Raw genomic sequence first — 16,802 nt, forward strand, 5'->3', positions numbered from 1 at the left:
GTCGGGATGTCGGGGAAGGTCGGATCGCGGACGATGTTGCCGTCGTTGTCCAGCGCGCCCCAGGTCATCATCGGCACGGCCTTGCCCTGCGCGACCAGATCGGCAGAGGCGCCGAGATAGCCCGAGGAGGTCTGGTAGTCGATGGTGGCTTCGCCGCGCTCGAACATCAGGCGGCCGTCACCGCGCCCCTTGATGCCAAAGACCGGCTCGACGTTCATGCCCAGCATTTCCCAGGCCAGAAGCGGCACCAGGTCAAGGCGGGTTGCGCCCTGGCTGCCATAGATGAAGTCGATATCCTTGAGGTTGTTCGCGGAGCCGTCGAATTTCTTGCCGTCCTCGGCGTTCAGATAGGCGACGCCACCGGTGCCGGAGGCCATCACCGGCACCCAGTCGGAATACTCATAGCGCACGCGCGGATCGCCCAGCAGATAGGGGAACTGGGTGGAACCGGAGGTGCCAAACAACAGCGTGCCGTTGTCATAGGTCTGTTCCTGGAACCAGTTTGCCCCTTTGGTGGAGCCGGCACCGGGCATGAACTTCACCACAACGGTGGGATTGCCGGGCAGCTCCTGCGCCAGCAGCGGCGCAAAGAAGTTGGCCCATTTGGCCGAGCCACCGGTTTCCGAGAAGGGGATAACCCACTCGATGGTCTGGCCGGAAAAATCGACTTCGGCGAGTGCCGGCGTTGCCAGCATTGCGGCGGCTGCAACAGTGGTTGCGAATTTTTTGATGGTCATTGGTGTCCTCCCGTCGACCGGTCGCACCGGGACAAAGCCCCGATGTTCCATGTACTTTCACTTCAAGGGAATGATTCCCTCCTCCAACCTCGCTACAATGCGGTTCCAACCTTGCGTGAAACTTGCGCATCATGACAAAGAAGTAACCATGCGCATCGCTGTAATCGAAGATAATGAAGCATTGGCCGGAGGAATCGCTTTTCGGCTGCGGGACCGCGGGCATGCGGTGGACCTGCTGCATGATGGCAATGCTGCGAATGAATTCCTGGCCCAGGAGGGCGCCGATCTGGTGGTGCTCGACCTGAATTTGCCGGGCATGGATGGCCTTGACGTGTTGCGGGCGCTGCGGCGGCGTGGTGACGGCACGCCGGTGATCTTGCTGACGGCCCGCTCCGAGACCGCCGAACGTGTCGCGGGGCTGGATGCGGGCGCGGATGACTATCTGACCAAACCCTTCGAGATGGACGAGCTCGAAGCGCGGCTGCGCGCCATGGCTCGGCGCAAGAACCTGGAATTTGCCGCGCGGGACATGCTGGGGCCCTTGGTCTTTGACCGCACCTCGCGCCAGCTCCTGAAGGACGATCAGGCGCTCGACATTCCGCGCAAGGAAATCTCCACCCTGGAATGCCTGCTGGAACGGCGCGGACGGATCGTGTCCAAGGCGCAGCTGATCACCCATGTCTATGGCACCGGCTCCGACGCCGAAGACAGCGCGATCGAGCCGCATGTCTCGCGGCTGCGCAAGCGGCTCGAACCTTTCGGCATCAAGATCAAGACCGCGCGCGGGCTCGGCTATATGCTGGAGCTCAACGGCTCATGAGGGCGATGTCGCTGCGTCTGCGGCTGTTCCTCGTCATTCTGCCGCCGCTCTTTGTGGTGTCGGGCTTGTTGGGCTGGTGGCGGTTCGAGGTGGCGCAGCACACCTCCGAGGAGCTCTTCGACCGTGCGCTCCTCTCCGCCGCCCTGGCGATTTCGCGCGATGTGGCGATCTCCGAGGGGGATGCGCTGTCGCCAAGCACCCGGCGGGTTATCTCCGATGCGGGCGGCGGTGAGCTCTTTTATCACGTGACCGGGCCGGGCGGGGTCTATGTGACCGGCTATGCCTATCCGCCGCGCCCCGAGACGCCGGTGGCGCGGGATCTTCCGTCCTATTATTTCGCGACCTATCGCGGCGAGGACATGCGCGTGCTGCGCATGATCGAAAACCGCACCATCGGCATCTTGACCGGCGATACCATTGTGACGGTCTGGCAACGCGTCAGCGACCGGCGCGCCTTTGCCCAGGAGCTGGCGCTGCGGGCGGCGGCCTTGATGGCGGGTCTGATGGCGGCGCTCGCGCTGGTCGTCTGGTTCGGGGTGCAGATCGGCCTGCGCCCGCTGAACGACTTGCAGGCGGCAATCCAGCAGCGCTCCCCTGACGAGCTGGGCCCGATCCGCCGCGCGGTGCCGCATGAAGTCTCTGGCGTTGTCGCCACCCTGAACCGGCTGCTGGGCCAGGTGCAGGACAGTTTTGAGGCGCATCAGGCCTTTATCTCGGACGCGGCGCATCAGCTGCGCAATCCCGCAGCGGCGATCCTGACCCTGGCGGAAACGCTGCCGCAGATGCAGGACGGGGCAGAGCGCGCAAACTGCGAGGATCAATTGATCCACGCCGCCCGCAAATCCGCGCGGCTCTCGGAGCAGCTGCTGTCGCTGGAGCGGCTTCGGTATAATGAGAGCACGGCGATGACATCCTTTGACCTGAACACGGTTGTGGAGGAGGTCTGCCGCGATTTTGCCGCCCGGGCGCTTGCGCGGGATCTGGATTTCTCCCTCACCCCGGCGGCGGAGCCGCTGCTTGTGCTCGGCAATCCCATCCTTGTGGGCGAGGCCATGATCAACCTGCTTGAAAACGCTCTGAAACACGGCGGCACAGAGATGACCGGCATCGTCGTGCAGACCCGCGCCGAGGCGGGCGACGCGGTGGTCGTGATCGAGGATGATGGCGTCGGCATCCCGCCCGACAAGATCAGCACCGCCTTTCGTCGGTTCTCGCAATTGCAAAGCGGCGAGGGCTCGGGCCTGGGGCTGGCCATTGTCGAAAAGGTGATGCTGCGGCACCAAGGGCGCGTGGATGTCGCGCCGGGCGAGACAGGAACGAAGTTCTGCCTTCGGTTCCCGCGCCAGGCCGTGGGCTAACCCGCAGCATCCATGGTCAGAACGGGGCGCGCCGGGGCTTACCGGCGGCCCGTTTTCCTGGTCTTCCAGACCGGGGGCACATCCCCCGCCATGATACAGCCATAGGGGTCGATGTAGTCCTCGATCTCGGCCAGATCGTAGGATTTGATCTGGGCAACCACATTGTCGGCGTTCTTGTAGCCCGACGGCAGCTCCGAGGGATCCACGGCTCCGGCATGAAAGCGCACGTCCAGACCCTTGGTCTCGGCCCGCATCATCTGCTCGGGCGTGACCGATCCCATCCGGCGCCGGTGTTCGGAACGCGAGAAGTTGCGCCCGGCGCCATGCGGGCTGAAGCCAAGCCCATGCGTCGCATCCTTGCCGCGCACCACCAGCACCGGTTCGGACATGTTCAGCGGAATGAGCGTCAGCCCCGTCGCATCCGCCGCATATCCCTCCCAGGCCGGGGTCGCCCCCTTGCCGTGATAATAGAGATCGCCGCGTTTAAAGACGAAGTTATGCTCGTTCCAGAGCCGCGCGCCCACATCGCTGACCCCTGCCGCCTCGACCGTGGCCTGATGGATGGCATTGTGGTTGGCCTTGGTCCATTTGCGGATCAGCTGCAAGGCCTCCCAATAGGCGCGCCCCTCTTCGGTGTCTGCCGGGATCCAGGCGTTCTGCTTGGCGGTCTTGGGCGACAGCTTCTTGCGGAATTTCTCAGCCACATGCATGCCATGCTTATAGAGCACCGCCCCCGGCCCGCGCGAGCCATGGTGGGTGACCATCGCCGTGCGCCCCGTCTTGCGCGAACGCCCGACAAACAGGAAATGGTTCCCGTCGCCCTGCGTGCCCATATGCTCCTGCGCCATGCGCAGGGATTTCGGGGAATTCAGAAACGCGTTTTTGCGAAACGCATCCAGCAGCTTCAGCGAGGTGGTGAAACGCTTGCCCTGCGCCCGACCACCGGGTCCAAAATGCGTGACCGATTGCGCCGCATCCAGCACCGCCCCGGGATCGGCATCACCCAGATCGGTGATCATGACGGAACAGCAAATGTCAGCCGAATGCATCCCCGGATGGATCGCATTGCGCGCCGCAACCACGCCGCCAACCGGGATCGTGCCGACCGGCCCCGCCGGACAGGCGTCGGGCATGATGGCTCCCGCGACAATCGTTGGCGTCTGCATTACCTCGGTCATCGTCTCGCGAACCTTGATGATATTGTCCGCTTCATCCGGGTGATCGGCGTCGATGTTCTCGTGAAACGCCACCGCGCCGGGGGCGTGCAGGTCCATCGTCACCGGTGCCGGGGGTTTCTCGCGCTCCAGCTCTTGGCGGATGCGCACCAATCCAAAGCCCTCGGCGCGCATGTCATTGGCGCGTGCCAGAAGGGCCGGGAACTGCGTGCCAGGGCGATGGCCCCAGTCTTTCAGATCTTCCCCCGTGACCGGGGCGATTGTGTTGCCTTCCATGATATTCGTCCTCCGGTTCGTTCCCGAACCCCGGTCGTTTCAATTAAGTCCTGCGCTCAGGGCGTGACCTTGAGCGATCCGCGGCGGGCAAGGCGCTGGTCTGGGCCTTGCCCTTGCGGCCTTTTCAGGCCCTGGCGACAAAAGTGAAGAAACAGTCGGGAGGCCCGCCCCGCAGTTGAATGGGCAACTGCGTTTGCCATGTGGGCGCCGGCACGGAGGGGAGTTGAACCCGCTCGACCTATCCCGGTTTGTGCCATGTAGTTCCTTCGGCATTCGCCAGGGGTGTTGTTTTTGATAGGGTCTCGGCGACAAAGGTTGGTGAAACACCTGCTCTACCTGACTGAGCTACATCGCGCTGCGATGGCGGGATTCGAACCCGCGACACGGAGATTGGAGTCTGTAGTTCCACCGGCATTCGCCGAGCGTTTCCTTTCAATTCGGGTCAGGCGGACAAGTCGGATTGTGAGACGAAGCATGTTATTTAATGTAGTCCCACAGGCATTCCGCCTGAGTGTTTCTTGTCTGGCGCCCCCGGGCAGTTGCCCGCCCGGAGGTCTGGTTACAGCTCGATCCGCTCGATCTCGCCAACCCAATGGTCCGGGCCGGTCTGACCGGAGGCAAAGGCCGCGATCTGGTCAAAGACCGCATCCGAGAAGCCGCCGACATTCAACACGTCCTCGCGCGTCTGCGCCTGCGTGGTGCCGTAGGGCGCGATGTCGATGCAGACCAGCTTGGCGCTCGGATTGCGACGCTTGATCGCCCCCCATTCCTTCAGCATCGCCGTTCCCTGACCGCCGGCCCGGGCATCCACCCAGGACTGGTTGTCAGACACAAACACCACCAGATCCGGGCTGTGCTTGTGATGGTTCAGCCAGGCCAGCGGCGCAGAACAGTTTGTTCCACCCCCCGCCAGAGCAGCCAGACGCTCGGCATTGGTCAGGATCGTGTCGCGCGGCTCCAGACCTATCTCGCGCACGTCAAAGTCGAACGGCAGAACCTCGCACGCCCGGTTGGCCCGCTGGAAGGACGCCGCCACGAGGGCAGCGATATCCACGTGACGCACGGTCGAGGTCGCCCCCTTGCGATAGCCGGTCGCGGCCATGGTCATGGAGCCGGATACGTCCGGGCACACAACAACCTGCCCCTTGATCTGCGGCACGTTCCGCACCGCGATTTCCATCGCGTCATGCAGCGCATCCACGATCTGACGCGGCATCTCGCGGGTCACGGTCCGCGCGGCCACCATCAGCTGATAGGGAAAGGCCTTGGCCGCCCTGATCTGCTTTTGGTCCCGCAGCCGTGCGGCCACCTGATGCACGTTGCGCTGCACCTCGAACACGCCATGGCGGTGAAAGGTGTTCAGGTTCTGACGCACCATCTGCCAGGAGCCATTGCGCGCGATCTGCGCCCAATGGGTGGGGGACAGCTCCAGCTGCGTCAGCATCTGGAACGGCACCTCGGGCAACGCTCCCTTGCCGGTTTCCTTGAACACCATCCAGTCCTGCACCGCCTGCGGCAACAGCGCCAGATCGCAGGGGCGCCCGACGATCCAGGCAAACAATGCGTCGCGCTCCGGCGACGCCGGTTTCGGATGCACCATCTTGATCACATCCGCCAAAGACGGATCATTGCCGATATTGGCATTCAGGAGTGCCCAGTCAGAGGCAGCATTCAGCCAGCCCTGCACCATGGCCTTGGGCGCGGTGCCCAGGGATTTCCGGCCGGTCTGGCCAGAGCGCATGACCTGCACAAAGCTGCGCAGCATCTTGCCGCTATCGACCACACGGCCAAAGGCCGCACGAAACAGCACCGGATCACGCCGCGCCAGAACCGCCAGCAAGACGGCCGGCATGTCCTTCATATGGCCGGCCTGGCGGGCATAGATCGCGGCCTGCGCCAGGTAGCGCGGCTCAACGGCCTCTGCCAGCGTCAGAACGCGGTTTAGCTCTTGTTGCGGCGACTGATAAGCCATGCCGCCAAATGTGCCGGTCACCGCGACCTGCGCCAGGGCATGGGCATCGGAATAGGCGTAGGCTGGTGCGCGGTGGGCATTCCTTGCGGTCGCTTTCGGCAGCAACGGGCCTTTCATCGATGCAAACACGGATTTGTTCGCCATGTCTTTGATCCTCATTGGTTTGTGAGGATGTTTTGGCATAGCGATCCGGCGGGAAGAAAGAAAATCGAAAATATAACTAAGTATCTGATTTATATGTTTTAAATTCCGTTTTGATTCCTCCTCCTCCCCTGTATCTTATCCATAAGTATCGTATTTTATATCATTGGATAGTTTCATGAAGAATGTGGTTATTGGTTTTCTCGGAACCCAGCTCGACATGGGCAGGAAACGTCGCTGGCGGCCGACCCTCAGCCTTGTCAGCCATGATCATTTCAAGGTGGACCGGCTCGAAATTCTCTATGACATGCGGTTCAATCGCCTTGCGAAGCAGGTCCAGCGCGAGATCGAGGAGCGCGCGCCCGCCACGGAGGTGCTGCTTCACCAGCTGGACCTGAACGACCCCTGGGATTTCCAGGAGGTCTACGGCAAGCTTTTCGATTTTGCGCGCGCCTATGGGTTTGATGACGCGCGCGAGCGCTACCATGTGCATCTGACCACTGGCACCCATGTGGCGCAAATCTGCTGGTTCCTGCTGACCGAAAGCCGCCACCTGCCGGCGCGGCTGATCCAGACCGGCCCGCCCCGATCCGATCAGGACCAGCCGACACTGGATGTCATCGACCTGGACCTAAGCCGGTACAACGCGCTTCAGCAGCGCTTTGACCAGATGTCGCGCGAATACAGCGACCAGTTGAGGGGCGGGATCGAGACGCGCAACGCGGCCTATAACGCGCTTATTGACCGGGTGGAGCTGGTCGCCAGCCAATCCGATGAACCGATCCTGCTGCTTGGCGAAACCGGCACCGGCAAGACCGAGCTGGCCGAGCGCATTCACAGCCTCAAACTGGATCGTCGCCGCATCAAGGGGCGGCTGGTGCATGTGAACTGCGCCACCCTGAACGGCCCGGATGCGATGGCGACGCTGTTTGGTCAGCGCCGCTCCTATATGGGCGCGGCGGGGAGCGAGCGCAGCGGGCTGCTGCGCGAGGCCGATGGCGGTGTCTTGTTTCTCGATGATGTCGATGAACTCAGCCTCAATATGCAGTCGGTCGTGCTGCATGCCATTGAGACCGGGCGCTTTTATCCGCTTGGCTCTGATCACGAAATTTCCAGCCGGTTTCACCTGATCGCCGGTGCCAACAGGGATCTGCGCAGCCTGACCGCCACCGGGCAGTTTCGCCCGGATCTCTTGGCGCGCCTGACCACATGGCGTTTCACCCTGCCGCCGCTGCGTCAGCGTATCGAGGACATCGAGCCCAATTTGCTGCACGAGCTGGAACGGTGCGAGCGCAACCTGGGCCGGCATGTGGGGTTCAACGCCGATGCACGCCAGCAGTATCTGGCCTTTGCCACCGATCCGGGCACCGCTTGGCCGGGGAACTTTCGCGATTTCTCGGGCTCCATCCGCCGTCTCTGCACGCTGGCGCCTCGGGGTCGCATCACCAAGGCGATGGTCGCAGCCGAAATCGAGGGGCTGCGCGCGGATTGGAACTCGGCCCAGAGCAAGGGTGACATCACCTTGGTGGCGGAGGTGATGGGGGAGGCGGCCTCTGAGGTGGATCCGTTTGATCTGGTGCAATTGGCCGAAGTCATCCGGGCCTGCCGCGCGGCGCCCAGCCTCAGCGCCGCCGGACGCGCCTTGTTTTCGGTGTCGCGCGGCAAGCGCAAGACGCAGAACGACGCGGACCGGCTGCGCAAATACCTTGCAAGATTCGATCTGGAATGGGGCGCCCTCTAGGGCCGGGCACGCGCCGTCAGCTTTGGCCGATCTCAAAATCCGGCAGGCTGTCGAGCGCGTTTTTCAGCGCATCACTCCAGCCCAGGGCGATCTGTTGGAAATAGGTATCGTCCGGCTCGATCCGCCCTTGATGGCCGATCTCAAAACTATCGGTGCGATACAGATGGAAATCAAACGGCGCCCCAACCGAGAGATTGGCCTTCACCGTGGAATCAAAACTGACCAGCATCAGCTTCATTGCCGCCTCAAAGCTCATTTCCGGGTGATAGGCGCGCACCAGAATGGGGCGGCCGTATTTGGTTTCGCCGATCTGGAAAAACGGCGTGTCGGCGCTGGCCTCGATGAAATTGCCCTCGGGGTAGATCAGAAACAGCCGCGGCGGTCCCCCGGCGATCTGCCCGCCGAGGATCAAGGTTGCGCGAAAGGCATTGTCGGCCTGCTGCCCGGCTTCGCGGTGCTGGTCGATCACCTCGCGCAGGGTATCGGCCACCATGGTCGCGGCCTGAAACATCGACGGCACCCCATAAAGCGAGGGCACCCGATCCGCGGGCGATTTGGTGCGCTCGTCCAGCAGGCTGATCACCGCCTGGGTGGTCGCGAGGTTGCCCGAGGACAGCAACGTGATGACCCGGTCGCCGTCCTGCTGCCAGACCGACATTTTCTTGAAGGTCGAGATATTGTCCAAACCGGCATTGGTGCGGGTGTCGGACATGAAGGCCAACCCCTCGTTCAGGATCATTCCCACGCAATAGGTCATCAGGGCCTCACTGCTGCGCTACGTCTATCTGGACCTCCAGCCGTTCGTCACCGCCGCCGATCCGTGTGCCAGATACCGGTGCCGCGTCGGAATAGTCCAGCCCTGTTGCGACCCGAACATAGCGCGTATCGGGGGAAATGCCGTTTGAAATGTCAAAACCGACCCAGCCAAGCCCCTCCACATGGGCCTCTGCCCAGGCATGCATGGCGTCCTGCGCGGTCTGCATATCCAGCATCAGATAGCCGGAGACATAGCGGGCAGGGATGCCCAGTTTGCGGGCGCAGGCGATAAACACATGCGCGTGGTCCTGACAGACGCCGCGCCCGGCCTCGATGGCGTCTTCGGCGCTCCAGCCTGCATCAGAGGCGCCGATCTCATAGGCGATCTCGTTGCGGATGCGCTCCGACAGCGCATGCAGCGCCTCCAGCGGCTGGCTCTCGTCAATGCCGCGCAGCAATTTGCGCACGCCGCTGCGCGCCTCGGTGCGCGGTGTCGTGGTCTCATAGAGCCAGAGCGGCGCGGGCCCGCGGTGGCGACCGATCACGCCATGGGTCTCGATCAGATCCACGGTGCCCTCCGAGATGATCTCGACCTCGGTGGCGTTGCGCTCGTAGCTGATCAGCTCCAGCACATTGTTGTGGTGATCCTCAAACGACAGCTCCTTGCGGCCGCCCACCACCCGGGTGCTCCAGTCGCGCACGGTCTGCGCCGCTGTGCCCTTGGGGGTTTTACGGATCTGTTGCAGGGCGAAAGTGACAGGGGTTTCAAAGCGATACCGTGTCACGTGGTGTATTTTCAGGCGCATGGCATCACTCATAAAACCGGTTGTCAATTTCGATCTGCCGCGAGATGCCGGAGAGGCCCCGCAGTACATCCTGAATGTATTCGTGCAAGCCGAAGTCAAAGATCGCCGAGACATCATGCAGCAGATAGCGGCGCTCCAGCTGGTCGATCTTCTTCTGGGCCTCGGACGGGCGGGGCGCGGTGGCGTTGAGATAGCGCAGGTTGTCTTTCAGTTTGCTGACACAAAAGGCGAGGCTGCGCGGCATGCGCTTGTCGAGGATCAGGAAATGCGCGATCTCCTGCGGCCCGGCGCCAGCACCATATTCCATCCGAAACCCGCCCCGGGCAGAGACGGACCGCAGGATGCTCTCCCATTGCACATTGTCGATGGAGCTGCCGACCGCATCGACCGAGGGCAGCAGCACATAGTATTTCACATCCAGAATCCGCGCGGTGTTGTCGGCCCGTTCCAGAAAGGTGCCGATGCGCAGGAAGTCATACATTTCGTTGCGCATCATGGTGCCATGTATCATGCCCCGCACCAGCGCGGTGTTCTGGCGGATCTGGCGCAGCACGGCGGGCAGGTCGCGCTCTGACACCTTGCGGGACAGCAGCTGCTGGTTGGTCATATAGGTGGCGTTGATCGCCTCCCAGACCTCGCCGGTGATGGCGGTGCGCACCAGGCGCGCGTTTTGCCGCGCGCTCTCGATACAGGTGAGGATGGAGGAGCTGTTCTCCCGCGCCCTCAGCATCCAGTTCAGCGCCGCGTCCTTGGTCAGCGCCTGACCGGAGGCTTCAAACCCCTTCAGCACCCCGGCGGAGCGCAGCACCGAGGCCCATTCCTCGTCGTCGGTGCCCAGACGGGTGAGGGCGATCCTCTGGCCGGTCTCGATCAGCCGGGCGGTGTTTTCGGCGCGTTCCAGGTAGCGGGACATCCAGAACAGCCCATTGGCGGTTTTTCCCAGCATGGTCGTCAGTCCTCCAGAACCCAGGTGTCTTTGGTGCCGCCGCCCTGAGAGGAATTCACCACCAGAGAGCCTTTTTTCAGCGCCACGCGGGTCAATCCGCCGGGGGTGACCTGCACCTTGCCCGGGCTGACCAGCACAAAGGGCCGCAGATCCACATGCCGCGGGCTGAGCCCCGCGCGCGAGAAAATCGGCACCGTCGACAGGCTCAGCGTTGGCTGCGCGATGTAATTGCCGGGGCGGGCCTTCAGCTTGCGGCGGAAGGCGGCGAGCTCTTTCTTGGAGGCGGCAGGGCCGATCAGCATGCCATAGCCGCCAGAGCCATGCACCTCCTTGACCACCAGTTCCTCCAGGTTGTCGAGCACATAGGACAGCGCCTCCGGTTCGGAACAGCGCCAGGTCTGCACATTTTGGAGGATGGGGCGCTCGCCGGTGTAAAATTCAACGATCTCGGGCATATAGCTATAGATCGCCTTGTCGTCGGCGATGCCGGTGCCGGGGGCATTGGCAATCGTGATGCCGCCGGCGCGGTAGACATCCATGATCCCCGGCACGCCGAGGGCGCTTTCTGGGTTGAAATTCAGCGGGTCGAGGAAGTCATCATCCACCCGGCGATAGAGCACATCAATGGGCTTGTATCCCTTGGTGGTGCGCATCGCCACGCGCCCGTCCATCACCCGCAGGTCATGACCCTCGACCAGCTCGACCCCCATCTGGTCGGCGAGGAAGGCATGTTCGAAATAGGCGGAGTTGTAGATGCCGGGCGTCAGCACCGCCACCACCGGCTTGTCAGAGGTGCGATCCGGGCAGCAGGCCGCCAGCGAGCGGCGCAGGTCCACAGGGTAGTTCTGCACCGGCAGCACCCGGTTTTGCGAAAACAGGTCCGGGAACATCTGCAACATGGTCTCGCGGTTTTCCAGCATATAGCTGACGCCGGAGGGGGTGCGGGCATTGTCTTCCAGCACGTAAAACTCGCCCGGGCCGGTGCGCACCAGGTCGATCCCGACGATATGGGTATAGACACCGCCGGGGGGCGTGACGCCGATCATATGCGGCAGATAGGCGGCGTTCTTGCTGATCATCTCCTGCGGGATGCGCCCGGCCTTTACGATTTCCTGCTTGTGATAGATGTCGTGCAAAAAGGCGTTGATGGCGCGCACCCGCTGTTCGATGCCGCGTGACAGGCGGCTCCATTCGGTGCCGGAAATGACGCGCGGAATGATGTCAAAGGGGATCAGCCGCTCTTCGGCCTCCGCCTTGCCATAGACGTTGAAGGTGATCCCGGTCAGGCGAAACAGCTCCTCGGCCTCGCGCTGCTTGGCCCGCAATCGCGCCGGGTCCTCGCTGGTGATCCAATCATGCACGGAGCGATAAGGCGCGCGCAGCTGCTCCTCGGTGCCCCACATTTCGTCAAAATAATTTGATGCGGTCATGCCTTCTCTCCTCGCTGGCAGTCCAAGCTAAGAGGGGCGCTTTGCGATGATACATCGCAAGCGATATGCGCAAGGGGCTGGACTGGGGGCTTTGTATAATCGCGCGGCACGAATTACCGATATGAGTGAATTTTAATCATATATGAAATGCTAGGTGCCGCTCTGCGTTCTGGCAAGCGTCTTGCCGCATGCCTGTCGCACCCCGTCGCATATCGTCCGATGATCGCAGTGTTGCGACCTTGCGGCCTAGGCTCAGGACCCATTAATCCTGCATCACTGGCGCGAAATCCACGAAAGATCAGTGCTTTGGTCTGCGCCGGGAATAGTGGTTCTATTTCCAAGCAGGCCAAAGTGCTGAGATGAAGTGGATTTCGCGTCCTTCGGATTTGACGGTTTTTTGTCCTGACCGCCTCTCAATTCCTTGAAATAGAACCACTATTCCTTCAGCATTGCTCGTTGTCAGGACAAAAAACTGACAAACCAGTGGCGCAGGATTAATGGGTCCTGAGCCTAGTCCAGGCGACGCCGGCGGATCATCTCCGGGCGGCCGGGCAGGGAGAGGCGCGCATCGCCCCGGCTGCTTCGCGCGATGACCTTGCCCTTGGCCACCACCGCCAGCCGCGCCGGGCGCAGGCGGATTGCCTCGGTCGGGGTGGCGGCATCCAGCACCACCAGCGAGGCCAGCGCGCCTTTGTGTAGGCCATACTCCTGCAACCCCATAATCTGCGCGTTGGTCTCGGTGACCATGGTGAAACAGCGGGTCATCTCCTCGGGGTGGGTCATCTGCGCCACATGCAGCCCCATGAAGGCCACGTCCAGCATGTCGGCGGTGCCCAACGAGTACCACGGGTCCAGCACGCAATCCTGTCCCCAGCCGACGGGAATGCCCATCGCCTGCATCTCCTTCACCCGGGTCAGCCCGCGCCGTTTGGGGAATGTGTCATGCCGCCCTTGCAGCACGATATTGATCAGCGGATTGGGGATCGCCGAGAGCCCGGCCTCCGCCATCAGGGGCAGCAGTTTGGAGACATAGTAATTGTCCATCGAATGCATCGAGGTCAGATGACTGCCCGCGACCCGCCCTTGCAGGCCAAGGCGCTGGGTCTCATAGGCCAGGGTTTCCACATGGCGCGACAGCGGATCGTCGGTCTCGTCACAATGGATATCGACCATCAGCCCGCGCGCGGCGGCGATCTCGCAGAGGTCTTTCACCGACTCCGCCCCCGCCGCCATGCTGCGTTCAAAATGCGGAATGCCGCCCACCACATCGACACCCATATCGAGCGCGCGGATCAGGTTCTCGCGGCCGGTTACACTGCGATAGAGCCCATCCTGCGGGAAGGCCACCAGTTGCAGGTCGATATACCCTTTGACCTTGTCGCGCAGCTCCAGCATCGCGGTGACGGTGTTGAGGTGGTCGGGCGTGGTGTCCACATGGCTGCGGATCGCCAGGAGGCCCATGGACGCCGCCCAGTCGCAATAGGTCAGCGCGCGTTCCACCATCTCGTCAATCGTGGCCAGATCGCGCAGCTCGCCCCAGAGGTCGATGCCCTCCAGCAAGGTGCCAGAGGCATTCACCCGCGGCGTGCCATAGGACAGCGTCGCATCCATGTGGAAATGCGGATCGACAAAGGGCGGCGCGACCAGATCGCCGCTGGCGTCAATGACCTCGCGCGCCTCGGCATTGATGTCGGGGGCAATAGCTGCGATGCGCTCCCCGGTGATGGCGATATCGGCGCGGCGGCCCTCCGGCAGGGTGCCGCCTTTGATGATCAGGTCAAACATTCTCACTCTCTCCCTCGCGATATGGCAGCCTCCGCGCGCTGCGGCACCTGACCCGGCGCCAGCATGGACAGGATGTCGTGCCGCATCAAGGCGGACCACGCGGCGGGTCCACGAAGCGGGCAGGGGCTTGCCCAGAAACAGCAGCCCGCCTGTGCATTTGGGGCTGGCGTTTCGCGCTGGCCGCTGGCAGTCATACGCCATGACAGAGACTTCGCTTGTTTCGCCGCAGCAGGATGGTGCCGGGCGCTGGCCGCGTGTGGCCCTCACCGGCTTTGACGGCATCGTTGTGCGCTTTGCCGACAGCCTGAGCGAGCCCGCAAACCGGGCCGCCCTGGCCTTTCGTGCGGCTTTGGAGCGTGCCGGCTGGTCGGCGGTGTTGGAAACTTCCACCTCGCTGGTCTCCACCTATCTGCGGTTTGATCCGCTGGGCTGTGATCATGCGCGGATGCAGGCGCAGGTCGAGACCCTGCTGGCCGAGCACGACTGGTACGCGCAGCCCTTGCCCGAGGGGCGCAAGCTCTGGCGGGTGCCGACGGTTTTTGGCGGGGATCTGGCGCCGCAACTGCCCGAGGCCGCCGCCCGCGCCGGGCTCAGCGCTGACGAGGCCGTGCGCCAGATCGCCGAGACCCGCCTGCGGGTGCAGACCATCGGCTTTGCCCCGGGGCAGCCCTATCTGGGCGAGCTGCCCCCGGCCTTTGACATCCCGCGCCAAACCGATCTGACCCCGCAAGTGCCCGAAGGCGCGGTGGTGGTGGCGATCCGCCAGATCGTTCTGTTCTCGGTGAGCACCCCCACCGGCTGGCGCCACATCGGCCAGACCCGCTTTCGCCTGTTCCGCCCCGATGCGCCGGACCCCTTCGTGTTGCGCCCGGGTGACGAGGTTTTGTTCGACCCGATCCCACCCGAGCACTACGCGGCCCTTGCGGCGGCAGGGCCAGATGGTGGCGCGCGTTGGGAGGCTCTGCCATGAGCCGCGCGCTGACGGTCTTGCAGGCCGGGCCGGGCCTCACGGTGCAGGACATGGGGCGCAGCGGCTATCTGGTCTATGGGCTGTCGGCTGGCGGGGCCGCCGACAAGCTGGCCCTGGCCGAAGGCGCGGCGCTTCTGGGGCAGGACCCGGAGCTGGCTGCGCTGGAGCTGGCCGGGCTGGGCGGCAGGTTTCAGGCATCCGAGGACATGCGCATCGCGCTGACCGGCGCGCCCATGTCCGCCGCGCTCGATGATGGGACCGCCCTGCGCTGGAACGCCAGCCATCTGCTGCCCAAAGGGGCGGTTCTGACCATTGGCGCGGTGCGGGCGGGCTCCTATGGCTATCTGCATCTTGGCGGCGGTATCGCCACGCCGCCGCTCTTGGGCGCGCGCAGTGCGCATCTGGTCTCCGGCCTCGGCGCGCGGGTGCAGGCAGGGGACGTGCTGCCCATCGGCACGGATCGGGGAGGGGCCGTCAATATGGCGCTGGAACCCGAGCCGCGTCTGGATGGCGGCACGCTCAGGATGCTGCCCAGCCTTCAGACCGGGCTTTTTGGCGCAGCCGAGCTTGCGCGCTTTCAGGACACGGTCTTTACCCGCGACAGCCGCGCCAACCGCATGGGCGTGCGCCTTCTGCCCGAGGGCGCGGGCTTTGCGCTGGATGGCGGGCTCAGCGTCCTGTCCGAGGTGATCGCGCCGGGGGATATCCAGGTCACCGGCGACGGAACGCCCTATGTGTTGATGAGCGAATGCCAGACCACCGGCGGCTATCCCCGCATCGGCTCGGTGCTGCCGTCGGATCTGCCGCGCGTGGCGCAGGCGCAGGCGGGCACGACCTTCCGCTTTGCGCTGGTCTCGCTCCCCGAGGCGGTCGAGATCGAACGCCGCGTCGCCGAGGCGCGTGCGCGCCTGCCGGGCCAGCTGCGACCGCTGTTGCGCGACCCGGCCACGCTGCGCGATCTGTTGTCTTACCAGCTGGTCAGCGGCGTTACCGCCGGGGATGATCTGGATTTCGAGAACTGAACAGGCCCGCGGAGGGGCAAAGCATATGACAGGCAGCGTTGATCTGAACGCCGATATGGGAGAGAGCTTCGGCCCCTGGGTCATGGGGCGCGATGCGGACATTCTGGAGGTGGTGACCTCGGCCAATGTGGCCTGCGGTTTTCATGCCGGGGATTGGGACGTGATGGCGCAGACCATGGCGACAGCCGCGGCGCGCGGGGTTGGGATCGGCGCGCATCCGGGCTTTGCCGATCTTCAGGGATTTGGCCGGCGCAACATGCATCTGCCCCATCAGAGCCTGGCGCATCTGGTGCAATATCAGATCGGCGCGGCGCAGGCGCTGGCCCGCGCCGCAGGGACAGAGGTGCGGCATCTGAAGCTGCACGGGGCGATGGCCAATATGGCGGCGGCAGACCGCGAGATGGCCCGCACCTGCTATGAGGCGGCGCTGGCGGTGGCGCCGGAGCTGATCATCATGGTGATGGCCGGCACCCAGCAACAGGCCGCCGCAGCGGAGATCGGCTGCCCGGTGGCCTGCGAGATCTTTGCCGACCGCGCCTATAACGCCGATGCCTCCTTGCGGGATCGGTCGCTGCCCGGCGCGGTGATCCATGATGCGGATCTGGCTGGGCAGCGGGTGGCAAAGATGGTTGCGGAGGGCGCGATCCTCGCCGAGGATGGCAGCCGCATCCCCACGCGCATCGACACGATCTGCCTGCATGGCGACACGCCGGAAGCCCTGGATATCGCCCGCAGCGTGCGCCGCGCGTTGGAGGCAAACGGGATCTCTCTGCGCCGCTTTGACGGAGCGCCACTCTAGCTCGGCGGCGCTGCTGCCAGCGCGGCGAGAGAGGAGGGGGCGGCTCCCGCCCATTTGACGTGATCTGG

The 16,802-nt window shown here is 63.7% G+C and carries 14 protein-coding genes; 6 read left to right on the forward strand and 8 right to left on the reverse strand.

All coding sequences use genetic code 11. From position 1 onward, the window contains the following. Positions 1–737 (reverse strand): tricarboxylate transporter (locus HCZ87_RS14625; RefSeq protein ID WP_167644785.1); only part of this gene is annotated, 737 nt, incomplete at its 3' end. A gap of 148 nt (positions 738–885) precedes the next feature. Here HCZ87_RS14625 and HCZ87_RS14630 point away from each other — a divergent pair. After that, the gene (locus HCZ87_RS14630) at positions 886–1,557 is read left to right on the forward strand and encodes a response regulator transcription factor (RefSeq protein WP_167644787.1); all 672 of its coding nucleotides are present in this window, start codon (positions 886–888) and stop codon (positions 1,555–1,557) included. Between the two features lie 5 nt (positions 1,558–1,562). After that, entirely contained in the window at positions 1,563–2,915 is a 1,353-nt protein-coding gene (locus HCZ87_RS14635) for a sensor histidine kinase (protein ID WP_254868657.1), read from the forward strand. A 38-nt stretch (positions 2,916–2,953) separates the two neighbouring features. Here the strand turns inward: HCZ87_RS14635 and HCZ87_RS14640 are convergent, their stop codons facing one another. Both HCZ87_RS14640 and HCZ87_RS14645 read right to left on the reverse strand, forming a co-directional pair. Beyond that, a complete protein-coding gene (locus tag HCZ87_RS14640) occupies positions 2,954–4,366 on the reverse strand; it encodes an RtcB family protein (RefSeq protein WP_167644791.1) in 1,413 nt (470 codons plus the stop codon). A gap of 559 nt (positions 4,367–4,925) precedes the next feature. Then, positions 4,926–6,482, reverse strand: a complete 1,557-nt coding sequence (locus HCZ87_RS14645) for an RNA-binding protein (RefSeq protein WP_167644793.1) — start codon at positions 6,480–6,482, stop codon at positions 4,926–4,928. 175 nt (positions 6,483–6,657) lie between these two features. On the opposite strand from HCZ87_RS14645, the gene rtcR reads away from it, so the two are divergent. Beyond that, positions 6,658–8,220, forward strand: a complete 1,563-nt coding sequence (gene rtcR, locus HCZ87_RS14650) for an RNA repair transcriptional activator RtcR (protein ID WP_167644795.1) — start codon at positions 6,658–6,660, stop codon at positions 8,218–8,220. Between the two features lie 16 nt (positions 8,221–8,236). Here the strand turns inward: rtcR and HCZ87_RS14655 are convergent, their stop codons facing one another. The 5 genes from HCZ87_RS14655 to HCZ87_RS14675 form a co-directional block, all read right to left on the reverse strand. Then, the gene (locus tag HCZ87_RS14655) at positions 8,237–8,977 is read right to left on the reverse strand and encodes a proteasome-type protease (protein WP_217701969.1); all 741 of its coding nucleotides are present in this window, start codon (positions 8,975–8,977) and stop codon (positions 8,237–8,239) included. A gap of 7 nt (positions 8,978–8,984) precedes the next feature. Further along, entirely contained in the window at positions 8,985–9,782 is a 798-nt protein-coding gene (locus HCZ87_RS14660) for a transglutaminase family protein (protein WP_167644797.1), read from the reverse strand. Positions 9,783–9,786: 4 nt separating this feature from the next. Further along, positions 9,787–10,728 carry an alpha-E domain-containing protein gene (locus HCZ87_RS14665; RefSeq protein ID WP_167644799.1) on the reverse strand — a complete coding sequence of 314 codons (942 nt, stop codon included), beginning with the start codon at positions 10,726–10,728 and terminating at the stop codon, positions 9,787–9,789. A gap of 5 nt (positions 10,729–10,733) precedes the next feature. Then, entirely contained in the window at positions 10,734–12,158 is a 1,425-nt protein-coding gene (locus HCZ87_RS14670; protein ID WP_167644801.1) for a circularly permuted type 2 ATP-grasp protein, read from the reverse strand. A gap of 510 nt (positions 12,159–12,668) precedes the next feature. After that, positions 12,669–13,943 (reverse strand): amidohydrolase family protein, encoded by a 1,275-nt coding sequence (locus tag HCZ87_RS14675; RefSeq protein WP_167644803.1) that lies wholly within the window; start codon positions 13,941–13,943, stop codon positions 12,669–12,671. Between the two features lie 199 nt (positions 13,944–14,142). Between HCZ87_RS14675 and HCZ87_RS14680 the strand changes: the two genes are divergently transcribed. From HCZ87_RS14680 to HCZ87_RS14690, 3 genes are read left to right on the forward strand one after another with little or no spacing between them, the layout of a single operon-like run. Next, complete coding sequence (locus tag HCZ87_RS14680) at positions 14,143–14,913, forward strand: allophanate hydrolase subunit 1 (protein WP_167644805.1); 771 nt, start codon at positions 14,143–14,145, stop codon at positions 14,911–14,913. Then, positions 14,910–15,935 carry a biotin-dependent carboxyltransferase family protein gene (locus HCZ87_RS14685; protein WP_167644807.1) on the forward strand — a complete coding sequence of 342 codons (1,026 nt, stop codon included), beginning with the start codon at positions 14,910–14,912 and terminating at the stop codon, positions 15,933–15,935. The genes HCZ87_RS14680 and HCZ87_RS14685 overlap by 4 nt, the downstream gene beginning before the upstream one ends. A gap of 25 nt (positions 15,936–15,960) precedes the next feature. Further along, the gene (locus HCZ87_RS14690) at positions 15,961–16,734 is read left to right on the forward strand and encodes a LamB/YcsF family protein (RefSeq protein WP_167644809.1); all 774 of its coding nucleotides are present in this window, start codon (positions 15,961–15,963) and stop codon (positions 16,732–16,734) included. Positions 16,735–16,802: the final 68 nt, after the last annotated feature.

Source organism: Phaeobacter sp. HF9A, from assembly GCF_011806385.1.
In the GTDB taxonomy this organism is placed as follows: domain Bacteria; phylum Pseudomonadota; class Alphaproteobacteria; order Rhodobacterales; family Rhodobacteraceae; genus Epibacterium.

What these genes read in the sequence shown, in the direction of transcription:
- HCZ87_RS14630 (WP_167644787.1), top strand. Translation starts at nt 886, where the DNA reads ATGCGCATCGCTGTAATCGAAGATAATGAAGCATTGGCCGGAGGAATC.
- HCZ87_RS14635 (WP_254868657.1), top strand. Translation starts at nt 1,563, where the DNA reads ATGTCGCTGCGTCTGCGGCTGTTCCTCGTCATTCTGCCGCCGCTCTTT.
- HCZ87_RS14640 (WP_167644791.1), bottom strand. Translation starts at nt 4,366, where the DNA reads ATGGAAGGCAACACAATCGCCCCGGTCACGGGGGAAGATCTGAAAGAC.
- HCZ87_RS14645 (WP_167644793.1), bottom strand. Translation starts at nt 6,482, where the DNA reads ATGGCGAACAAATCCGTGTTTGCATCGATGAAAGGCCCGTTGCTGCCG.
- rtcR (WP_167644795.1), top strand. Translation starts at nt 6,658, where the DNA reads ATGAAGAATGTGGTTATTGGTTTTCTCGGAACCCAGCTCGACATGGGC.
- HCZ87_RS14655 (WP_217701969.1), bottom strand. Translation starts at nt 8,977, where the DNA reads ATGACCTATTGCGTGGGAATGATCCTGAACGAGGGGTTGGCCTTCATG.
- HCZ87_RS14660 (WP_167644797.1), bottom strand. Translation starts at nt 9,782, where the DNA reads ATGCGCCTGAAAATACACCACGTGACACGGTATCGCTTTGAAACCCCT.
- HCZ87_RS14665 (WP_167644799.1), bottom strand. Translation starts at nt 10,728, where the DNA reads ATGCTGGGAAAAACCGCCAATGGGCTGTTCTGGATGTCCCGCTACCTG.
- HCZ87_RS14670 (WP_167644801.1), bottom strand. Translation starts at nt 12,158, where the DNA reads ATGACCGCATCAAATTATTTTGACGAAATGTGGGGCACCGAGGAGCAG.
- HCZ87_RS14675 (WP_167644803.1), bottom strand. Translation starts at nt 13,943, where the DNA reads ATGTTTGACCTGATCATCAAAGGCGGCACCCTGCCGGAGGGCCGCCGC.
- HCZ87_RS14680 (WP_167644805.1), top strand. Translation starts at nt 14,143, where the DNA reads ATGACAGAGACTTCGCTTGTTTCGCCGCAGCAGGATGGTGCCGGGCGC.
- HCZ87_RS14685 (WP_167644807.1), top strand. Translation starts at nt 14,910, where the DNA reads ATGAGCCGCGCGCTGACGGTCTTGCAGGCCGGGCCGGGCCTCACGGTG.
- HCZ87_RS14690 (WP_167644809.1), top strand. Translation starts at nt 15,961, where the DNA reads ATGACAGGCAGCGTTGATCTGAACGCCGATATGGGAGAGAGCTTCGGC.